Here is an 18,390-nt window from a genome sequence, read left to right as displayed (position 1 = left end):
ACAGACTTATCTGTCCCCATGTTGAAGAATGGCACTGCAAGCTATCCGAAAATTTTATGCACCAAATGGGAGATCGGCATGGGAACGAAAGGAACTGTATGGCTATGGACGGCCAGCGTGGCGCTCTTCATATTCACGGTGCCAACGCTGATCATTGGCGAATCCGCAAGCCCTGCTGCATCCGGGACCTTTGCACCCCGCGCAGCAGAACAGCGCGTGGCGCGTGCCACGTTCGTCGGCACAGATAGTGTGCAAACCACCCAACTATCCAGAGGACATGATGAACATCTCAACTAACCAGAACGACACCGACATCACCATTAGCCCCGGTCTGACAGCAGAGCGATCGCCGCCGAGTCAACCCTACAGGGTGTCGGCAATTTATGCAACACGGGACGAAGCCGAGCATGTTCGACAGGACCTGATAAGGCACGGAATCGCAGCCGATGCAGTCGCACTGCTGGACGAACTTGCCCACGTGCCGATTGCGGGTGGCAGTGACGATGTGCTCAAGGACATGCTGGTGGACGGAGCGATCGGCACTGCAGTGGGGACGGGCGTAGGAGCGATCGGAACCGTGATGCTTTGGGCCGCGAGTGTGACCTTGTTTGTTGCCAGCCCTTTGGTTGCACCATTGGCCATGCTGGGCTGGTTTGCCAGTGTGGGGGGTATTGCCGGTGCTGTAGCCGGTGCGGCAAGTGACCAGGGGAAAAAGAGCAAGGAAGGAAAATTTTCTGAGCTGGTGATGGATGCCATTCATGGCGGCAATGTGGTTCTGGTCGTGCACACCCTTGGCGAAAGCGACAGGGAGCTTGCCAAGGTCATCATCGGAAAATCACTGACAGGTCACGGCTCGGCACCAACAGAGTCCACTTGATCAGCCATTAACGCAGAGCTACCGTAAGCTCCAGGCGCGGTACCGATACGCACGGGGTTAGTGGCTTCAGCCTGCTCCCCCATTTTCCTGCTTACTTACATGCGGCCATCAGAATAGGTCATCCCCCTTCTTGTTGTACACGTCATTGCCGATCAGGGTGTCGGCACCCATCAAAGTGGGCCCTGGGTCATTGCCAACCATATTGGTGGTGTACATGCTATAGGTGTCGCGTTCTGTGTAGTTCATTGCGTTTTCTCTTTCAGGAAATCATCTTGATAGTTGTGTGCAGTGTGGTGCCGAATTGCCCACATCACGAATCAATAGTAGGGATTGGAGCGACGCAGATCAGTGCCACAACGCACGCAAAAGTGAATGACCTGGAAAGGGATGAATCTCCTGGATCGGTATTATTTCGGACGTGGCCGTTGTATCGCAGGCCGGTCAGCTTTTAAGTGACCTGATCGCAGGGCCTGCACCGCATGGGCTACTGACAGGCCCACGTTGCGCGTTTCCTGCTGTAACGCGTCGTCACGGTCGAGGGTCTCGTGGCTGGTGGCATAAGGCTGGTAGTACCCAATGAACCGGTCCAGGCGGGCTTGCGCACCCGCATCTATAAAACCCATCCAGTCGAGCCAGTCTGAAAGCTCTCGCCGCACGCCCTCAATTCCTGCGACGTCACCATGCACAAGGACGCCGTAAGCACGGCCGGCCAGGTGCTGCGGATACGACCATCCTTTCATCTCCAGCGCCTTCGCCTTGGCCGGCTGCTTGCCCGACGTGGAAGTAGGATCCGGGTTGCCACCATCGGCGCACACCAGCCGGTCCATCATCAACTTCAATGGACTGGGGCTTTGATACCAGTAAACCGGGGTGATTATGACAACGGCGTGCGCTGCGACCCAGCGCGGGTAAATCTCCGCCATCCAGTCGTTGGTCTGGTTCAGTGCATGGTTCGGGTAGCAACTGCAGGGCCAGTGACACAGAGGCATGGCTGTTGAAACACAGCCTTTGCACGGGTAAATGTTCCGCCCATATTCAGAGGTGAGCAGGCTCAGGTCCAACAGGTCTATCTGCATGCCTTCGCCCTCCAGCGCCTCTCGCACCCATTGACTCATGCGAAATGATTTGGAGATTTCGCCCGGGCAGGTTCCATCATTTCTGGCCGAGCCACAAACCAATAAAACACGTGAAGGGCCAGCCGGGTCCGCCCAACCGGCCTGAGCCACCTCCAGTGCCTGCCGTGTGGCCAGCCAGTCCTCCGAGAGCTTGTAGGTGGGGTCCGCGTAGCCCGGCCCAGCCAGCCGGGTCACCGGAGCCTTACGGCCTTCAAAATAGGCCACCCAGGCAATTTCTTCGAGGCGCGCAATCGCCGTCTGCTCAGGCGCAAATGCCGGATCAAAAAATGAAGCGCGAAAGCGCTTGCCAAACTCTTCCCGGTCCAGACTGGCGGGTGCTTGCCCTTTTCGAACTTCCGTCATACCAATACCTCCTGCTATTGCCTCAACGATTCACTGCCCATCCGCAGGCTTGGAACTTGACGCGGTTGCGGCACTGACGCGCCAGATCACATTGCCCACATCGTCGGCCACGAGCAACGCGCCCCGTTTGTCAAGCGCGACCCCCACAGGCCGGCCGTAAGCCGCGCCGTCCGGACTCAGGAATCCTGTCAGCACATCGACGGGCGGGCCAGAGGGCTTTCCGGAAGTAAAAGGTACAAAGATAACCTTGTACCCACTATGGGGCCTGCGATTCCATGAGCCATGTTGACCGATGAACATGCCATTTCCATAAGCCGCAGGAAGCGTAGTTCCGGCAGACGATGCCAGCCCCAGCGAAGCGGTATGGGGCCCCAATGCATAGTCCGGCACGGTTGCTTTGGCCACCCGTTCCGGCTGGGACGGCTTTACGCGCTCGTCAACATGCTGGCCGTAGTAGCTGAAGGGCCATCCGAAAAATTCTCCCTTTCGCACGGATGTCAGGTAGTCAGGAACGAGGTCGCTGCCGAGTTCATCCCGCTCGTTGACCACGGTCCACAACGCGCCGCTGGATGCCTCCCAAGCCAGGCCATTCGGGTTGCGCAAGCCAGACGCGAAAACGCGGTGTGCACCGCTGGCAACATCGACCTCCCAAATGCCGGCTCTTTCTTCTTCCACCACCATACCCCGCTCAGCCACGTTGCTGTTCGAGCCGACTGTCACATAGAGCGTTTTTCCATCCGGTGTCGCAATGAGGTTCTTGGTCCAGTGGTGGTTGATCGGTCCCGCTGGCAGACCGGTTAGTTTGATGCCGGGCTCCGTAATGTGTGTGCTGCCAGCGGTGTAGGGAAACCGCAGAACAGCATCGGTATTGGCTACAAAAAGACTATCCCCCACCAAGGTCATGCCAAACGGAGAATTCAGCCCGTCCAAGAGCACGAAACGTGTGTCAACGACGCCATCACCATTGGTGTCTCGCAGCAGGGTTATCCGGTTGGCGCTGGGCACACCGGCCCCAGCCCGACTCATGATCAGCTTTGTCAGCCAGCCCTTGATACCTTTGGAGTCTTCGAGCTTGGGGGGCGCATTGGTCTCGGCCACCAGCACGTCACCATTGGGCAAGACATACAGCCAGCGCGGGTGATCCAACCCACTGGCAAAAGCTTCCACCCGCGTTCCCGGCGCGGCCAAAGGCATTGCTCCTTGCGACCACCCTTTGGCGGGCGCGATATGGACGGTCGGGATCAAGGTGGGACGCGGCGGCGGAAGCGTTGGGTGCGGGCCGGTACCGGCCTCCACCGGCAACTGGGCCATCTCACCACAGGCTGACAGGGTCAACGCCGTGGCCAGCATGACAAACATTAAGACTCTCTGGCTCATGCAAATATCCTTCACGGCATAGCAATCAAACGATGGGCAAGCATCAGACAAATTATTGCGTCTGTCAGTGCGACAGAGAACATACGGGGAACGGACCACGCATTAAGCTGGGCGTTGATCCAATGGAGAATTCCCATGAAAAAGCCGCTTCCTTTTTTCGTTTCTTGCACCGTGCTGGTTCTGGCTGTTGCAGGTTGCAGCAAGACCGAAGTACCTCAACCTCAACTCAGCGTGAGTTCACCCAGAGTACCGGACCCCATCGTTCCCAAGATGCCCGACCCGACCGTGCCGAAGGGGTCTGAGGCTCCATCCCCCTTGCCTGGCCAGGCCAACGACCATTCCAGTCCATCCTTCAAAGGTGGCGGCGCGGCCGATCCGCACCAATAGCTGGGATTTGTGCGCCCCTCATTGGGCGGTACGCATGGCATCCACACAGAAGGAAGATAGGTCTTCAACCACCTTTTGCACAATCTGGTTGGCGGCCACCACTCCGCCGTAAGGGTCTTCGCTGGTAGCCGCAACACTGCCATCAAACTCGCGCCACGCCACAACCCGGCGAGTCCGGTCTTCAACCAGAATGGCACGCAGCGTGAACCGCACCCGGCTCGGCTGGCTCTGAAACTCGTGCTGCAACCGGATGATCTCGGTATCCAGTCGCAGATCACCCGCAGCAGCACCGGGCGTCAGCACCACGGCCCCAAACGCGCCAGTGTTCGCAAGCGCGGCCACCAGCAGCGGCCCCAGCATGCGCGCTGGCGGGTCTACCCATTCGCTGTGCGCGAAGTACTCCAGCTTGTGGGAATCGCGAACATAAATGATGCGCGGGCTGTCAAAGCCGGCAGCTGCAATCGGTGGATTGACAATCAACGTCGGTCCTGAAGTCTTTGGGGGGATAGATGCCGTCACCCTTGCACTGTCAAGCAGATAGAAATCTGTTGTCGGCGTGGGAGCAGGACCCAGGGAACTGCAAGCGCACAGGGCCGTCACAGCCAACACACTGCCCAAGAGCCGCAGCGCCTTGATTGAAGCCTGTCTGTTGATTATTTTCATGGTTTGGCTCCGGTTTCTCCCGGGCCTTCCGGGACGGGCTTGCGCCCGAATAGCAAGCCGCGTGGATCACGCGTCGTCTGCTCACTCAGACGACGCAACGAACTCGACAGCGTCGTGAGTTCACCGAGCAGACGCTCCAGCTCGGGCAGGGTTTCCGTGCTGAAGCGTTTCACGTCTGCTCCGACAGCATCCACAGCCTTGCCCGCACTTGCGCTGGTGCGCGATACTTCGTTGCCCATTTTTTCCACTGCGTCGGCACTGCGTCCGATGCGATCCACCACAGCAGCCATTTGCGCTGTTGCCCGTGAGGTGTTTTCAAGCGTGCTGCCAGCATGGGTGATGCTGGCATCGATCGTGTCCTTGCGCGCGGCGACGGTGCGGGCCACGGTGGCGATGTCCGCCAACGCGCTCTTGAATGCTTTCTGATTGTCTTCGCTCAGCAACGCGTTGATGCTGTTGGATGTGCCGTCGAGTTTGGCTAACACGCTGGTGAGCACATTCTCCAGCCGTGCACTGAGGGAAGGCTTGGTACGAATCACCGGGTAGCGGCTCCCGGCGGTGGCAAGCAGAGGCGGCGAACCCACCGCACCACCGCTGAGCTCGACGTAGGCAATGCCCGTCAGGCCCTGCGTTTTCAGAACCGCGATGGTGTCCTCTTTGACGGGCGTTCCCTCCTCAATGGCGAACATCAGGTTCACCCGTTGCGGGTTGACCGCGTCAAGCTCTATATCCCGCACTTTTCCCACATCAACGCCGTTGTACTTGACTGGCGCATTCAGATTGAGGCCAGCTACTGATTCATCCATAGACGCCAGGTACAGCGCGTACTTTTTCTGCCATGCCCCGCCGGAAGCGAGCCACAGCACGCCGGCGATCAGCACCGCGCCAAGGGCGATGACAAATGCGCCGACGACCGCGTAATTTACTTTGGTTTCGATGATGACTCCTTGTACGGTTCAGCAAGACCGACTTCTTTCGTTTTCGCTGCCTGGTGTTGATCCTGCTGCTGGGCCGCGCGCGCCCGTGGCCCTTCAAAAAAAGGCCGTATCGCAGGGTTGTCCATCCGGGAAAGCTCCTTCATCGAACCGATGCCCTGCACCTTGCCGTCAGCCAGCACCGCAACGCGGTCGGCCACCTGCCACAACATATCAAGGTCATGGGTGATCATGATGATGGTCAAGCCAAACAGATCGCGCAACTTGAGCACCAGCTCGTCGACGCCGGCGGCGCTCTGCGGGTCAAGGCCGGCGGTAGGCTCATCGAGAAACAACAACTCTGGATCCAGCGCCAGCGCGCGGGCCAGCGATGCCCGCTTCATCATGCCGCCGCTGAGCTCGGACGGATACTGTTCCCCCACCTCCGGTTTGAGGCCGGTCATGGCCAGCTTCCACGCGGCAATATCATTGATCAGTGTATTGCGCAATGCGGTGTGCTCACGCAGGGGAAGACCCACATTTTCCGCGACGGTCAGTGAACCGAACAGGCCACCGTGCTGAAACATCACCCCCCAGCGCTGGCGCAGGGCCAGCGCATCGTCATCCGAGAGCGTGGCCAGGTCAACGCCAAGCACCCGTATCGTTCCAGAGTCAGGGCGCTGCAGCAAAATCATTTCACGCAACAAGGTCGACTTTCCGGACCCGCTTCCGCCAATCACGGCAAAGACCTCGGCGCGGCGAATCTCCAGGTCGATCCCGGAATGCACCACATGGTCACCAAAACGGGTGGTCACGTTCTGCATTTCAATGACGACTTGTGAGGGCGAGGCGGTGCGTGGCATGTCAAAGATCCAGTGCACTGAAGGCAACCGAAAAGAGGGCATCGGCCACGATCACCAGAAAGATCGATTGCACAACGCTGCGCGTGGTCTGGCGCCCGACGCTGTCAGCCCCACCCTGGGTGCGAAAACCCTGAAAGCAGCCGACCATGACAATGATGAAGGCGAACACTGGCGCCTTGCCGATGCCCACCAGATAAGCCGTGGTGCTGACGGCTTTGGTGAACCGTTCGAGAAACTCCACATAGCCCACACCCAGTTGCACGCGCGCCATGATCATGCCCCCAGCAACGCCCAGCACGTCTGCAAAAACTGTCAGCAGAGGCAAGGCAATGACCAGTGCAATGACCTTGGGCAACACCAGCAACTCCATCGGCGCAATGCCAAGGGTGTGCATCGCGTCTATCTCCTCGGTGACCGCCATGGTTCCAATCTGCGCGGCATAGGCAGACCCCGAACGGCCGGCAACAATGATGGCGGTAATCAGCGGCGCAAACTCGCGCAGCATGGACAGGCCGACCAAGTCAGCCACAAATATATTGGCACCGTATTGCCGGAGCTGATCAGCACCCTGGTAGGCCACAACAATGCCGAGCAAAAATGACAGCAGCCCGACAATCGGCAACGCATCAAAGCCTGCGCTGCGGATATTGAACAGAATGGGCCGCCAACGCCACTTCGCCGGGTGGGCGATGGATGCGCCAAAAGCCAGCGCGCTTTCGCCAATGAAGCTGAGCAGCGCAACGGCCTGCTCCCATGCCGCTGCGGTGCTTTGGCCAACAGCCGTCAGTGCGCTCGGTGGGCTGGCAGCCACCGGCTTGGGTAGGTGCGCCTGCTCGGAAACGTGTTGACCGACGACCTCCAGCAGGCGGGAGAAGGCCGGGTTCATGCCGCGCAGGGTCACGACCACGCCTGCGCCCCGCAAACGCAACAAGAGACCTTGCACGACCCAGGCTCCAGCCGTGTCCAGCGCATCGATGTGGGACGCATCCACCGCGACTGCGCTGGTGCCAGCGACCTGAAGTGAAGCCAGCCCCGGCTCCATGACGCCTAGGCCGCGCGCAGTCCACGACCCGGACAGGGTTATTTCCTGTGGGTTCGGATGGGCGAAAGCGGCAGGTAAGAGGGGCTCGTCTTTCATACGTGAGTGACAGTAGATGAAACACGTCACTTCGTATGTTCGCCGCCGAACATAGGCGCACCCGTGCGCCAGCGAACAGACTTAACAGCGGCCTCTTACTACGATGGAAATCTGATCACAAAGGACACGCTATGAAAACTCTGGACGAACTTAAAAAGGACTTTGGTGCTTTTTATCCTACGGGCTACATGGTCGTCGGATTCAATGACCCGGCAGATGCAAAGATGGTTTTACAGGACCTGATGGAGCAAGGGCAAAAGTCTGGCGAGAGTATGGAACTTTCGTCGCAGCAGATGATTGACTTTGCCGAAAGGAACCTGGCCGAAGCGGGAGTGATAGCGAATCTCGGTACCAGCCTCACGACAGTCCAGGCTTTTCTGGATGCCGCCAAAAAAGGGGCCCACTTCCTGATTCTTCCTACCCTCGACGAGCCGGCAGCTGAGCGCGTATTAGCGGCGATCCATCGCGTCCCCTTTGTACTGGCTGAGCGCTACCACCAGCTCGCCATTGAAACCGTCCGTTAGCTCACCAAGGCAAAGAATAATATGCAAAAGAAAATTCTCCTCGTGACTAGTTCCCGGTCTGACGCGGACTGTCTGGAGAAGGCGCTTGGAGACGCTACCGATGGACCTTTCAAGGTTGAATGGCTTGATCGACTCTCCAGGGCTCTCGAACGCATAGCAGTGGGCGACATCGATGCGATCCTGGTCGACTTGATGCTGCCCGATAGTCAGGGCATTGAAACATTCGACAAGCTGTCCAAAGCGGATCCGCTAATACCGATCCTGACGCTGAGCGCCGAGGAAGATGAGGCGATGGCCAAAGAGGCAGTACAGCGCGGCGCGCAAGGCTATCTTTCCAAGGGGCATTTCTCCAGCTACCTGGTACCGCAATCCTTGCGCAATATTATTGAACGCATGGCCGTCTCGCAATCCCTCCATCTGGAAAAAGTGCGCGCGGAGATTACCCTCAATTCGATCAGTGATGCGGTCATTGGGACCGATCTGCAGGGCAATGTCGATTACCTGAATACTGCAGGGGAACGCATGACCGGATGGTCAAAGGAAGAGGCGCGCGGGCATCACGTCAGCGAAGTCATGCCGCTCATCCACGGCGAGACGCGTGAACCCATGCGCAATCCACTCGAATTGGTGCTTGAACTGGATAAGCCGATCGGTTTGGCAGCCGATACCATCGTTCTGCGGCGCGGCGCAAGTGAAGCAGCCATTGAGGATTCGAATGCGCCGATTCATGACGCCCGCGGAAGGCTTGCTGGCGCAGTGATGGTATTCCACGACATTACGGCCTCCCAGGTAATCGTCAAAAGAATGGCGCATTTGGCCCAGCATGATTTTCTGACCAATCTGCCGAACCGGGTTTTGCTGAACGACCGTATCGCGCAGGCAATCGTTCACGCGAAACGTCGTGGCTCGACGCTTGCAGTCTTGTTTCTGGACCTGGACAAGTTCAAGCACATCAATGACTCCATCGGCCACGAGATGGGCGACAAGCTGCTGCAATCTGTTGCCAAGCGCTTGTCTGACAGTGTGCGCAGCTCGGATACCGTAAGCCGCATTGGCGGTGACGAGTTCCTGATCCTGGTGTCAGAAGCCCATAGCGCGGTCGACGCATCGCTGGCTGCCGAAAAAATCATCACCGCATTGGCTTCGCCCCACACCATTGGCGATCATGAACTCCATATAACGACCAGCATCGGCATCAGCATATTTCCGGGTGATGGCGACAACCCGGAGACGCTCATGCAGAACGCCGATACCGCGATGTACCAGGCCAAGGAGCATGGCCGCAACAACTATCAGTTCTTCAAGGAAGACATGAATGCGCGCGCAATCGAGCGCCAAGTGGTGGAAAGCAGTCTGCGCAACGCCCTGGCGCGCCAGGAATTTCTGTTGCATTACCAGCCCAAGGTCAACCTCGATACCGGCCGCATTACCGGCGCGGAAGCGTTGCTGCGCTGGAGCCATCCTGAATGGGGCATGACACAGCCGCTGCGCTTTGTTCAGATCGCAGAGGACTGTGGTCTGATTGTCCCCATTGGCAGATGGGTTCTGCGCGAGGCATGCGAACAAGTCAAGCGGTGGAAAGATGCAGGCCTGAACCCTGGCACGGTAGCGGTCAATGTCTCATCGCTGGAATTCCGGCACAGGGACTTCGTTGAAGGCGTGCGTTCAATCATCCGTGAAACGGGTCTGGCGCCAGGATCCTTGCAGCTGGAAATAACGGAAAGTGTCTTGATGCGGGATGTCGTGTGCACCGCTGAAGTGCTTGCGTCACTGAAAGATATGGGCGTTGAACTGGCTGTGGATGACTTTGGCACAGGCTATTCGAGTCTGAGCTACTTGATGCAGTTCCCGATTGATGTTCTAAAAATAGACCAGTCTTTCGTGCGCCACATTGCGGATGTGGAAAACAGCGGCATCATTGTCAGCGCGGTCATCAGCATGGGAAACAAACTCAAGCACCGCGTGATTGCCGAGGGCGTGGAAGACAAAGTTCAACTGGCGTTTCTGAAGGAACACCATTGTGACGAAGGACAGGGTTACATTTTCAGTCGCCCACTGGGTGCCGACCAGTTTGCCGCGCTGTTGAACACGGGTCTCCCCGGATGACCGGGATTTTTGGCGACGACAAACTTTACACAGCCAATCGTCATGCGCCACTTGCTTTCGGACAAGTTGGCGCAAGCTTGGGGCAAAGGAGCCATTCGGCTCTAGCCGCAAGATCTATGCAACACACATCTCTCGTCCAGCGCGCCGGAAAATGGCTCGTTGTCGTTTCGTTGCTGGCATTCGGATTCGCCATGGCGCAACCCGAACCCAGTCTGAATCAGGTCTATGCCACAGCGCAGGCTGGAAAGCTGGATGAGGCGCAGACCATGATTCAGCAGGTACTGATTTCGCACCCCAAGAGCTCCAAGGCGCATTTCGTCAGAGCAGAACTTTTTGCGCGCCAGGGCAACCTGAAGCTGGCCCGGGAAGCGCTGGCCACGGCCGAAAAGCTGTCTCCCGGATTGGCCTTTGCCAAGCCGGACGCGGTACAGGCTTTGCGTGCACAACTCGCGGCGAAGAGTACGCCGAAGTCCGTCAACACTGCTCCGGTCAGTTATGCGACTCCGGCCAACACGGCTTCCTCTTCTTCATGGACACTGCCACTGCTGTTGGCAGGTGGTGTGATGGTTGCTGGCTACTTCATCTTTCGCCGTAGAAACCCGCAGACCCTGCCCCAGCAGCCCATCTATTCCGGTCAGGGTGGCGGCCAGGGTGGTTTGGGTGGTCCGCAGACATTTGGCATGGGTAACGGTGCAGCTGCCATGCAGCCGGGTTACCCGCAACAGGCCGGCTATCCCCAGCAAGGCGGCAGTGGAATCGGCGGTCGCATCATGGGAGGCGTTGCCACCGGATTGGCGGTGGGTGCCGGTGTAATGGCTGCCGAGGCCATTGGCCGCAACCTCATGGGTAATCACAGCCAGCCACAAAACCCGCTTGAGGGGTCCGGTAAAAACGATTACCAGTCCATCAACGACAACCCGGATATGGGTGGCGCAAATTTTGGCGTGAACGACGCCAGTTCCTGGGACGACGGTGCAAGTGCTGATCTGGGCGGAGGCGGCGATTGGGACAACTGAGGGTCTCTCCCCGCCCTTGCTTCAGCCTGCGCGTACCGCCCAGCGCAGCTTGGCCGAGGTAGCCCGGGGGTTGGCCCTGCGCTCCTCGAATGAAGCGCGAATCGGATCGGGCGCCACTCTGGCGTAAGTTCCATCGCGTTCACCGGTCTGGAAGGCTTTCTTCACACGCCGGTCTTCGCCCGAGTGAAAGCTCAGAATCGCTACACGCCCGCCGGGGGCGAGGCAGTAGGGCAATTGCCCCAGCAGCGCGTCAAGCACCCCGAATTCGTTGTTGACTTCGATACGCAGCGCCTGAAAAGTGCGCTGCAACACCTTCTTGGTTTCGGCCAACCGCTCATCTTCTGGCATGCTTTTCTTGAAAGCAAGCGTCAGCGTGGCGCGCACCAGATCCGCAAGCTGCAGCGTCGTCTCCAGGTACTGGCCCTGCAAGGCCGCAGCAAGCACCGTGGCGTAGGGTTCATCGGAATTCTCGATCAGCAGCTCAGCCAGGTGCTTGCGGGTGACCGACTGCAACAACTCGCTGGCAGACTGACCCTGGCCGGGATCCAGCCGCAGGTCCAGGGGCCCGTCGGCCTTGAAGCTAAAGCCCCGCGTCGGGTTGTCAATTTGCATGGACGACACGCCCAGGTCGGCCAGCACAAAGTCAAAGCCTTTCCGGCCCTCAGGCACAAACCGCGCCAGTTCAGAAAAATTGCTGTGGTGCAGTACCAGCGCAGGAGGCTCAAAGCCCAGTGCCTGCATGCGCTCGCGGGTGCGGGGCAGCTCAATCGAATCGACATCCAGGCCGATCATGTGTCCGCCAGGCAACACCTTGGGCAGCAACGCGCGGGTATGGCCACCAAAACCCAGCGTGGCATCCAGCCCGCACTCGCCGGGTTGCGGGTTCAGTATGGCTAGAATTTCGTCCACACAAATCGACCGGTGCATGCCCGCTGGCGTTTGCCCGCGCTGCATGACCTTCTCTACCTCGTCCGCATGGGCGCCGGGGTTGAGTTCCTTGTATTTATCTTCAAACTGGCGCGGGTGGGTGCCGCTGTAGCGCACGCGGCGCTTGTGGGGTGGGGTTGCGCCGTCGGTCATGGGGCATTATGCCGCCCAGCGTCCGCCGAACACCCGATAATTGACCCCGATTCGCACTACTCAAAAAAATGACTCCTATGACCGAAGCCGCTCAACGCCCCACCCTGCCCGACCACCTGTCCATTGACCCGCGCAGCCCGCACCACATCGCGGCGGTATTCGAACACGACATTGGCATCCGGTTGAATGACAAGGAACGTCTGGATGTGGAGGAGTACTGCATCAGCGAGGGCTGGGTCAAGGTCCCCGCAGGCAAGACACTGGACCGCAAGGGCAAACCGCTGCTGATCAAACTCAAGGGCCGAGTGGAAGCCTTTTACCGGTAAGCGACTCTTACGAATCCTATGCCCCAATTTGCGGCCAACCTGTCCATGCTCTACCCGGAGCTTGCGTTTCTGGATCGTTTTGAAGCGGCTGCCAAGGACGGCTTCAAAGCGGTTGAGTACTTGTTCCCCTATGGATTCGAGGCCCGTGAAATCGCCGCCCGCCTGAAGGCACACGGCCTGCAGCAGGTGCTCTTCAATGCGCCGCCCGGCAACTGGGATGCGGGCGAGCGGGGTCTTGCCTGCCTGAGCGGGCGGGAGGCCGAGTTTCGCACCGGCATCGGCCAGGCACTGTCTTACGCCGCTGCGCTCGAATGCCCGCGCATTCATGTCATGGCAGGACTGCTGCCTTCTGGTATGGCCCGCGAAGCGCAGTACCCGACCTACGTGAGCCGGCTGCGCTGGGCCGCTGCCGAGGCGGCCCAACAGGGGGTGGATGTGCTGATCGAGCCGATCAACACCCGTGACATACCCGGCTTCTTTCTGAACCGCCAGGACCAGGCGCACGCGGTTGTCCAGGACGTTGGCGCATCCAACCTCAAGGTGCAGATGGACCTGTACCACTGCCAGATCGTGGAAGGCGATCTGGCCATGAAGCTGCGCCAATACCTGCCCACCGGTAATGTGGGCCATATCCAGATTGCGGGCGTTCCCGATCGGCATGAACCCGATGCAGGCGAGTTGAATTACCCCTACCTGTTTGCCGAGCTCGACGCGTTCGGCTACTCGGGTTGGATCGGCTGCGAATACCGCCCCCGTGCTGGCATGCAGCCTGGCGGTACGTCGGCCGGACTCGGCTGGCTCAAGCCCTATTTGTGAACCGTAGCGACGACCAAGTCACATGACTGGCTTTGAGAAACATTACAGCCGACTGGAGCCGGGCGGGCAGAGACCAGAGGAAGGCAATGAGTCAATTTACGCTCATTTGTGGCGACCGGTACACCAAAGCCCTCTCGCACATTGAATGGCGGATTTATGATGAACAGCTTGCGCTCAGCACTTTGATTTAAGCCCTTTTCCTAGCTAACGTGACATCACTTTCTTCCAACGAACGATTGCGATCTGCAGTCGGTGCCCTATTGGGCATTGGCCTGTGCGGATGGTTAGTCCATTTATCGCACGTCGATTCACACTGGCTGATCGCCCCGATAGGGGCGAGCGTAGTCATTCTCTTTGCCATCTCCCACAGCCCCCTCGCACAACCATGGTCAGTCATTGGCGGGTATGTGGTTGCAACGATGGCCGGACTGCTTAGTGTGAATACGATTCCCATTCCATTGGTGGCAGCAGCAGTTGCGGTTGCCACCAGCATTTGGATCATGGCCAAATTCAACTGTATTCACCCCCCAGCTGGCGCTGTAGCGATAATGATTGCGCTCGATGGGTCGCACTCATTCACGCAAATTGAACAGACCATATTTCTGGTTGGACAAAACGTAGCGGCACTTTTACTGGCCGCCGTGCTGATTAACAATCTCGTACTTCGACGCCGTTATCCCTACAGCGCCATGGCAAGCATTGCAAGTACACATAAAACACGCGATTCCACGCCTTTGAGTCGTACAAGCCTTAATCACGCCGATCTCGAGAGTGCAGTCAGAACACTGGACACGTTTGTCGATGTGCAGGAAGCTGAGCTGGTTCAACTTTATAACCTTGCAGTTGACCATGCATTTGAACGCCATGTTGGACTGACATGCAGAGAAATCATGTCCACCGATGTAGTCACTCTGCATTTCGACACTGCGCTGGAGCAAGGCTGGAACCTCTTGCGGCTGCACAAGGTAGGGGCACTGCCTGTGGTGGATAGTTTTGACCGATTGATTGGCATAGTGACCGTTGCCGACTATCTTCGCCAAATGGACACGACTTCGGCGGCCGGACTGGCAATACGCCTGCAAGGCTTATTACGGCCTACTCCAGGCGATAGCTCAGACAAAGCCGAAGTGGTGGGCCAAATCATGACATCGAAGGTGCACAGCGCTGGTGTTGACACACCTGTCTCGGAACTTGTGCATCAGATGATTGAACAGAGTCTTCCGCATATTCCCATTGTCGATGGGAAGAGCAGGGTGCTGGGAATCGTTACGCTCACCGACACAGTGGCCGCTTTGTACAAACGCATTGCCCTTTCAGCCGTCTGATACCTTGGCGCGCGGCGGTAGGCGGATGGACTGGACGGACACACTGTTGCGGGTGGGGCCGCTCCCTTTGTGCATAGCGGCAATGACGATTAAGTCTCAAGCTGGCGCGTGGTTTGCATGCTTGGAGTCATCACCAGCGAAAGCAGACGATGAAACAATAAACCCTTGTCATAGCAGCAGACCAGACCTTCGAGAACTACCGTAAACCCACGCGGCGTGACGAATTTCTCAAGACCATGGAGGCTGTCGTTCCGTGGTCAGCGCTGTGCGAAGTCATTGAGCCGCATTACCCCAAAGCGGGCAGTGTCCGCCCACCCATCGGGCTTGAGCGCATGTTGCGGATTCATTTCATCCCGCATTGGTGCACCCTGGCTGAATTGGCGTGTGGGGAGGCGCTGTACAACAGCGCCAGTCTGCGCAACTTTGTGGGAATGGATCTGGGGCGTGAGCGAGGGCCTGCTTGCCAGGGTCGGGCAGGAACTGCAGGCCCGAGGATTCAAGGGCAACACCGGCAACGTTGTGACAAAGTGGAACGTTGCTTTAACCACTTGAACTGAACGGGGTGCGTCCATAGGGGCGAGAACGGGGCCAACGGGCCCGGAAAACGACTCCCAGGGCTGCAAAACGGGGCTCATTTGGCCCCAAGTTCACAACATCAGGCACCATCCAATCGTGTTGGCGCCTTGGCGATACTTGTTCACGATAGCCCTAAGCCAAAGAGGAGCGTTATCACTCCGCTTTGAGGTTGCGGACCGACTGGTCTGAGGCGCCCGTTTGATGCCCTGTAAACCCAACCTTCGCGGCTGATTTGAACCCAGGCATTCAGTACCCCGCTGTGCAGCGTCCGGAGCACGTGGCGTTCCTGGAATTGATAGACTCCCCAGCATGACAGAAGCGACCACCAAGCCACATTCCCCCATGATGGCCCAGTACCTCGGCCTCAAAGCCGACTACCCCGACACACTGCTTTTTTACCGCATGGGGGATTTCTATGAAATGTTCTACGGCGACGCTGAAAAAGCATCTCGCCTGCTCGACATCACACTGACCCAGCGCGGCCAGTCGGGTGGCGAGCCCGTGGTGATGGCGGGGGTGCCTTTTCATGCCATGGAAGGCTACCTGGCCAAGCTGATTCGCCAGGGTGAATCGGTGGCCATTTGCGAGCAGGTGGGCGAGGTCACCGGCAAGGGGCCGGTCGAGCGAAAAGTGGTGCGCGTGGTGACCCCCGGCACGCTGACCGATTCCGAATTGCTGAGCGAGAAAACCGAATCGATTTTGATGGCCGTGCACCAGGGTGCCCGCAACCGTTGCGGCATGGCCTGGCTGAGCGTCACCCAAGGCGTGGTGCATCTGGCCGAATGCGCGCCCGATGAGCTGACCGCATGGATCGCACGCGTCAGCCCCAGCGAATTGACCTACAGCGCCGGGGTCACCCAGGCGTTTGAGGACCGCATCAAGCGCTTGCGCACGAACGCTGGCGTGGGCAATGCGCTCTACACCACCGCCCGCCCCGAATGGCAGTTTGACAGTGCCCTGGGCCAGCGCAAGCTGCTCGACGTGCTGGGCGCTGCTAGCCTTTCGAGCTGGAACGCACAGGACCTGACCCAGGCCCACGCCGCCTGCGCCGCCCTGCTGGGCTATGCCGAGCACACTCAGGGGCGCGCACTCAGCCACGTGAGCACCGTGCAAGTGCAGCGCAACGACGAGCTGATGGACCTGCCACCCAGCACCCGGCGCAACCTGGAGCTGATCCAGACGCTGCGCGGCGAGGACGCGCCCACCGTGTTCTCGCTGATGGACACCTGCATGACCGGCATGGGCAGCCGCCTTCTCAAAAACTGGCTGCTGGAACCCCGGCGGGACCGCGCTCAGGCACAGCAGCGGCTGGAAGCCATTGCCACCCTGCGCCCGGCCCTGTGGCACACGCTGCGCGCGCAACTTAAAGGCAGCGCCGATGTAGAGCGCATCACCGCCCGCGTGGCGCTGCGCCAGGTGCGCCCGCGCGAGCTTGTCGCCTTGGTGCAAACGCTACAAAAAACAGAGCAGCTTGCGCAGCATCTACGGGGGCTAGAGGCCTATTTGGCTACTATTTCTGAAGACTTGCATCCGCCCGCCGAATGTGCGCAATTGCTGCAGCAGGCCATAGCGCCCGAGCCCGCCGCGCTGGTGCGTGATGGCGGCGTGATTGCCACCGGCTTTGATGCCGAGCTGGACGAGTTGCGCGCCATCCAGACCAACTGCGATGCCTTTCTGGTGGACCTGGAAGTGCGCGAAAAAGCCCGCACCGGCATTGCCAACCTGCGGGTGCAGTTCAACCGGGTGCACGGCTTCTATATTGAAGTTTCGCAAGGCCAGGTGGACAAAGTTCCCGACGACTACCGCCGCCGCCAGACCCTGAAAAACGCCGAGCGCTTCATCACCCCCGAACTCAAAGCCTTTGAAGACAAGGCCCTGAGCGCGCAAGAGCGCGGCCTGGCCCGTGAAAAATGGCTGTTTGAGCAGGTGCTGGACCGCCTGCAACCCTTTGTGCCCATGCTGACCCGTACCGCGCGCGCGCTGGCTGCGCTGGACGTGTTGTGCACGCTGGCAGAGCGCTCGCTGACGCTGAACTGGTGCGCGCCGCAATTTGTAGTGGAGCCCTGCATTGACATCACCCAGGGCCGCCACCCCGTCGTGCAAGAGCGCCTGGCCAGCCTGAGCAGCGGCAACTTCATTGCCAACGACACGCGACTGGGCCCTAAACAGCGCATGCAGATCATCACCGGCCCCAACATGGGCGGCAAATCGACCTATATGCGCCAGGTGGCGCTGATTGTGTTGCTGGCCAGTGTGGGCAGCTACGTGCCGGCACAAGCCTGCCGCCTGGGGCCCATCGATGCCATCCACACCCGCATTGGCGCGGCCGATGACCTGGCCAACGCCCAGTCCACCTTCATGATGGAGATGACCGAGGCCGCGCAAATCTTGCACGCTGCCACGCCCAACTCGCTGGTGCTGATGGACGAAATTGGCCGTGGCACATCCACCTTTGACGGCCTGGCGCTGGCCTCTGCCATTGCCACCCAGTTGCATGACAAAACGCAGGCTTTCACGCTGTTTGCCACGCACTACTTTGAGCTGACCGAGTTTCCCGCCACGCACCACAGCGCGGTCAATGTGCATGTGAGCGCCGCCGAGTCGGGCCGCGACATTGTGTTCTTGCACGCCATCGAGAGCGGCCCAGCCAGCAAAAGCTACGGTATTCAGGTCGCCCGGCTGGCTGGCATGCCAGCTGCCGTGCTGAACCAGGCCCGCCGTGCACTGGAGGCATTGGAGTCGCAAGCCTCGGAGTCACAGCGCCAAGTAGATCTGTTTGCTGTGGCACCCGCTACAGAAACCATAGCTGCGAGCGCAATAGATACCTGGGTTACGGCGCTAAATCCTGATGCATTGAGCCCACGGGAAGCTTTGGAGGCTTTGTATCAGCTCAAGGCTCTGGCTGGTAAGGTCTGACGGCTTGG

18 protein-coding genes and 1 pseudogene are annotated in these 18,390 nt (G+C 59.0%); 11 read left to right on the top strand and 8 right to left on the bottom strand.

The window, feature by feature from the left end; genetic code table 11:
• The first annotated feature begins 18 nt into the window (after window positions 1-18).
• Window positions 19-297, top strand: coding sequence for a hypothetical protein (locus AC097W_RS01955; RefSeq protein ID WP_479600572.1), 279 nt, complete (start codon window positions 19-21; stop codon window positions 295-297).
• A complete protein-coding gene (locus AC097W_RS01950; RefSeq protein ID WP_479600571.1) occupies window positions 281-877 on the top strand; it encodes a hypothetical protein in 597 nt (198 codons plus the stop codon). The genes AC097W_RS01955 and AC097W_RS01950 overlap by 17 nt, the downstream gene beginning before the upstream one ends.
• Window positions 878-985: 108 nt before the next feature.
• On the opposite strand, the gene AC097W_RS01945 is transcribed toward AC097W_RS01950, so the two are convergent.
• From AC097W_RS01945 to AC097W_RS01935, 3 genes are all read right to left on the bottom strand, one after another.
• Complete coding sequence (locus AC097W_RS01945) at window positions 986-1,123, bottom strand: hypothetical protein (protein ID WP_479600570.1); 138 nt, start codon at window positions 1,121-1,123, stop codon at window positions 986-988.
• 161 nt (window positions 1,124-1,284) lie between these two features.
• Entirely contained in the window at window positions 1,285-2,355 is a 1,071-nt protein-coding gene (locus AC097W_RS01940; protein ID WP_479600569.1) for a flavodoxin family protein, read from the bottom strand.
• 30 nt (window positions 2,356-2,385) lie between these two features.
• The gene (locus AC097W_RS01935) at window positions 2,386-3,732 is read right to left on the bottom strand and encodes a PQQ-dependent sugar dehydrogenase (protein WP_479600568.1); all 1,347 of its coding nucleotides are present in this window, start codon (window positions 3,730-3,732) and stop codon (window positions 2,386-2,388) included.
• Window positions 3,733-3,867: 135 nt separating this feature from the next.
• On the opposite strand from AC097W_RS01935, the gene AC097W_RS01930 reads away from it, so the two are divergent.
• A complete protein-coding gene (locus tag AC097W_RS01930) occupies window positions 3,868-4,119 on the top strand; it encodes a hypothetical protein (protein ID WP_479600567.1) in 252 nt (83 codons plus the stop codon).
• Window positions 4,120-4,137: 18 nt separating this feature from the next.
• Here the strand turns inward: AC097W_RS01930 and AC097W_RS01925 are convergent, their stop codons facing one another.
• The 4 genes from AC097W_RS01925 to AC097W_RS01910 are packed head-to-tail and all read right to left on the bottom strand — an operon-like array spanning window position 4,138 to window position 7,697.
• Entirely contained in the window at window positions 4,138-4,782 is a 645-nt protein-coding gene (locus tag AC097W_RS01925; protein ID WP_479600566.1) for an ABC-type transport auxiliary lipoprotein family protein, read from the bottom strand.
• A complete protein-coding gene (locus tag AC097W_RS01920; protein ID WP_479600565.1) occupies window positions 4,779-5,663 on the bottom strand; it encodes an MlaD family protein in 885 nt (294 codons plus the stop codon). The genes AC097W_RS01925 and AC097W_RS01920 overlap by 4 nt, the downstream gene beginning before the upstream one ends.
• A 41-nt stretch (window positions 5,664-5,704) precedes the next feature.
• A complete protein-coding gene (locus tag AC097W_RS01915; RefSeq protein ID WP_479600564.1) occupies window positions 5,705-6,559 on the bottom strand; it encodes an ABC transporter ATP-binding protein in 855 nt (284 codons plus the stop codon).
• Window position 6,560: 1 nt separating this feature from the next.
• On the bottom strand, window positions 6,561-7,697 hold the full coding sequence (locus AC097W_RS01910; protein ID WP_479600563.1) for an ABC transporter permease: 1,137 nt from the start codon (window positions 7,695-7,697) through the stop codon (window positions 6,561-6,563).
• Between the two features lie 131 nt (window positions 7,698-7,828).
• On the opposite strand from AC097W_RS01910, the gene AC097W_RS01905 reads away from it, so the two are divergent.
• The 3 genes from AC097W_RS01905 to AC097W_RS01895 all read left to right on the top strand — a co-directional run bounded on the left by AC097W_RS01905 (window position 7,829) and on the right by AC097W_RS01895 (window position 11,343).
• Window positions 7,829-8,221: a hypothetical protein gene (locus tag AC097W_RS01905; protein WP_479600562.1), complete on the top strand. Its 393-nt coding sequence runs from the start codon at window positions 7,829-7,831 to the stop codon at window positions 8,219-8,221.
• 21 nt (window positions 8,222-8,242) lie between these two features.
• Entirely contained in the window at window positions 8,243-10,327 is a 2,085-nt protein-coding gene (locus AC097W_RS01900) for a putative bifunctional diguanylate cyclase/phosphodiesterase (RefSeq protein ID WP_479600561.1), read from the top strand.
• 116 nt (window positions 10,328-10,443) lie between these two features.
• Window positions 10,444-11,343, top strand: a complete 900-nt coding sequence (locus AC097W_RS01895; RefSeq protein ID WP_479600560.1) for a tetratricopeptide repeat protein — start codon at window positions 10,444-10,446, stop codon at window positions 11,341-11,343.
• Between the two features lie 21 nt (window positions 11,344-11,364).
• Here AC097W_RS01895 and rsmH read toward each other — a convergent pair whose 3' ends face one another.
• Window positions 11,365-12,423, bottom strand: a complete 1,059-nt coding sequence (gene rsmH, locus AC097W_RS01890; RefSeq protein ID WP_479600559.1) for a 16S rRNA (cytosine(1402)-N(4))-methyltransferase RsmH — start codon at window positions 12,421-12,423, stop codon at window positions 11,365-11,367.
• 77 nt (window positions 12,424-12,500) lie between these two features.
• On the opposite strand from rsmH, the gene AC097W_RS01885 reads away from it, so the two are divergent.
• From AC097W_RS01885 to mutS, 5 genes and pseudogenes are all read left to right on the top strand, one after another.
• A complete protein-coding gene (locus AC097W_RS01885; RefSeq protein ID WP_479600558.1) occupies window positions 12,501-12,749 on the top strand; it encodes a DUF3297 family protein in 249 nt (82 codons plus the stop codon).
• A gap of 18 nt (window positions 12,750-12,767) precedes the next feature.
• Window positions 12,768-13,565, top strand: a complete 798-nt coding sequence (gene otnI, locus AC097W_RS01880; RefSeq protein ID WP_479600557.1) for a 2-oxo-tetronate isomerase — start codon at window positions 12,768-12,770, stop codon at window positions 13,563-13,565.
• Between the two features lie 209 nt (window positions 13,566-13,774).
• Entirely contained in the window at window positions 13,775-14,890 is a 1,116-nt protein-coding gene (locus AC097W_RS01875; protein WP_479600556.1) for an HPP family protein, read from the top strand.
• A gap of 170 nt (window positions 14,891-15,060) precedes the next feature.
• Window positions 15,061-15,348 (top strand): annotated as a pseudogene (locus AC097W_RS01870) (transposase); the annotation flags it as partial.
• A 427-nt stretch (window positions 15,349-15,775) separates the two neighbouring features.
• On the top strand, window positions 15,776-18,382 hold the full coding sequence (mutS, locus tag AC097W_RS01865; RefSeq protein WP_479600555.1) for a DNA mismatch repair protein MutS: 2,607 nt from the start codon (window positions 15,776-15,778) through the stop codon (window positions 18,380-18,382).
• The last annotated feature ends 8 nt before the right edge of the window (window positions 18,383-18,390 follow it).

This window comes from Rhodoferax sp. GT1R46 (assembly GCF_056521285.1).
The sequence above is the reverse complement of the archived record's forward strand: the minus strand, read 5'-3'. Positions and strand labels throughout refer to the sequence as shown.

Bases quoted from the DNA above. Each gene is read 5' to 3' on its own strand.
- AC097W_RS01940 (WP_479600569.1), bottom strand. From the start codon at position 2,355: ATGACGGAAGTTCGAAAAGGGCAAGCACCCGCCAGTCTGGACCGGGAA.
- AC097W_RS01885 (WP_479600558.1), top strand. From the start codon at position 12,501: ATGACCGAAGCCGCTCAACGCCCCACCCTGCCCGACCACCTGTCCATT.
- AC097W_RS01895 (WP_479600560.1), top strand. From the start codon at position 10,444: ATGCAACACACATCTCTCGTCCAGCGCGCCGGAAAATGGCTCGTTGTC.
- mutS (WP_479600555.1), top strand. From the start codon at position 15,776: ATGACAGAAGCGACCACCAAGCCACATTCCCCCATGATGGCCCAGTAC.
- AC097W_RS01950 (WP_479600571.1), top strand. From the start codon at position 281: ATGAACATCTCAACTAACCAGAACGACACCGACATCACCATTAGCCCC.
- AC097W_RS01910 (WP_479600563.1), bottom strand. From the start codon at position 7,697: ATGAAAGACGAGCCCCTCTTACCTGCCGCTTTCGCCCATCCGAACCCA.
- AC097W_RS01935 (WP_479600568.1), bottom strand. From the start codon at position 3,732: ATGAGCCAGAGAGTCTTAATGTTTGTCATGCTGGCCACGGCGTTGACC.
- otnI (WP_479600557.1), top strand. From the start codon at position 12,768: ATGCCCCAATTTGCGGCCAACCTGTCCATGCTCTACCCGGAGCTTGCG.
- AC097W_RS01930 (WP_479600567.1), top strand. From the start codon at position 3,868: ATGAAAAAGCCGCTTCCTTTTTTCGTTTCTTGCACCGTGCTGGTTCTG.
- AC097W_RS01945 (WP_479600570.1), bottom strand. From the start codon at position 1,123: ATGAACTACACAGAACGCGACACCTATAGCATGTACACCACCAATATG.
- rsmH (WP_479600559.1), bottom strand. From the start codon at position 12,423: ATGACCGACGGCGCAACCCCACCCCACAAGCGCCGCGTGCGCTACAGC.
- AC097W_RS01905 (WP_479600562.1), top strand. From the start codon at position 7,829: ATGAAAACTCTGGACGAACTTAAAAAGGACTTTGGTGCTTTTTATCCT.
- AC097W_RS01915 (WP_479600564.1), bottom strand. From the start codon at position 6,559: ATGCCACGCACCGCCTCGCCCTCACAAGTCGTCATTGAAATGCAGAAC.
- AC097W_RS01925 (WP_479600566.1), bottom strand. From the start codon at position 4,782: ATGAAAATAATCAACAGACAGGCTTCAATCAAGGCGCTGCGGCTCTTG.
- AC097W_RS01955 (WP_479600572.1), top strand. From the start codon at position 19: ATGTTGAAGAATGGCACTGCAAGCTATCCGAAAATTTTATGCACCAAA.
- AC097W_RS01900 (WP_479600561.1), top strand. From the start codon at position 8,243: ATGCAAAAGAAAATTCTCCTCGTGACTAGTTCCCGGTCTGACGCGGAC.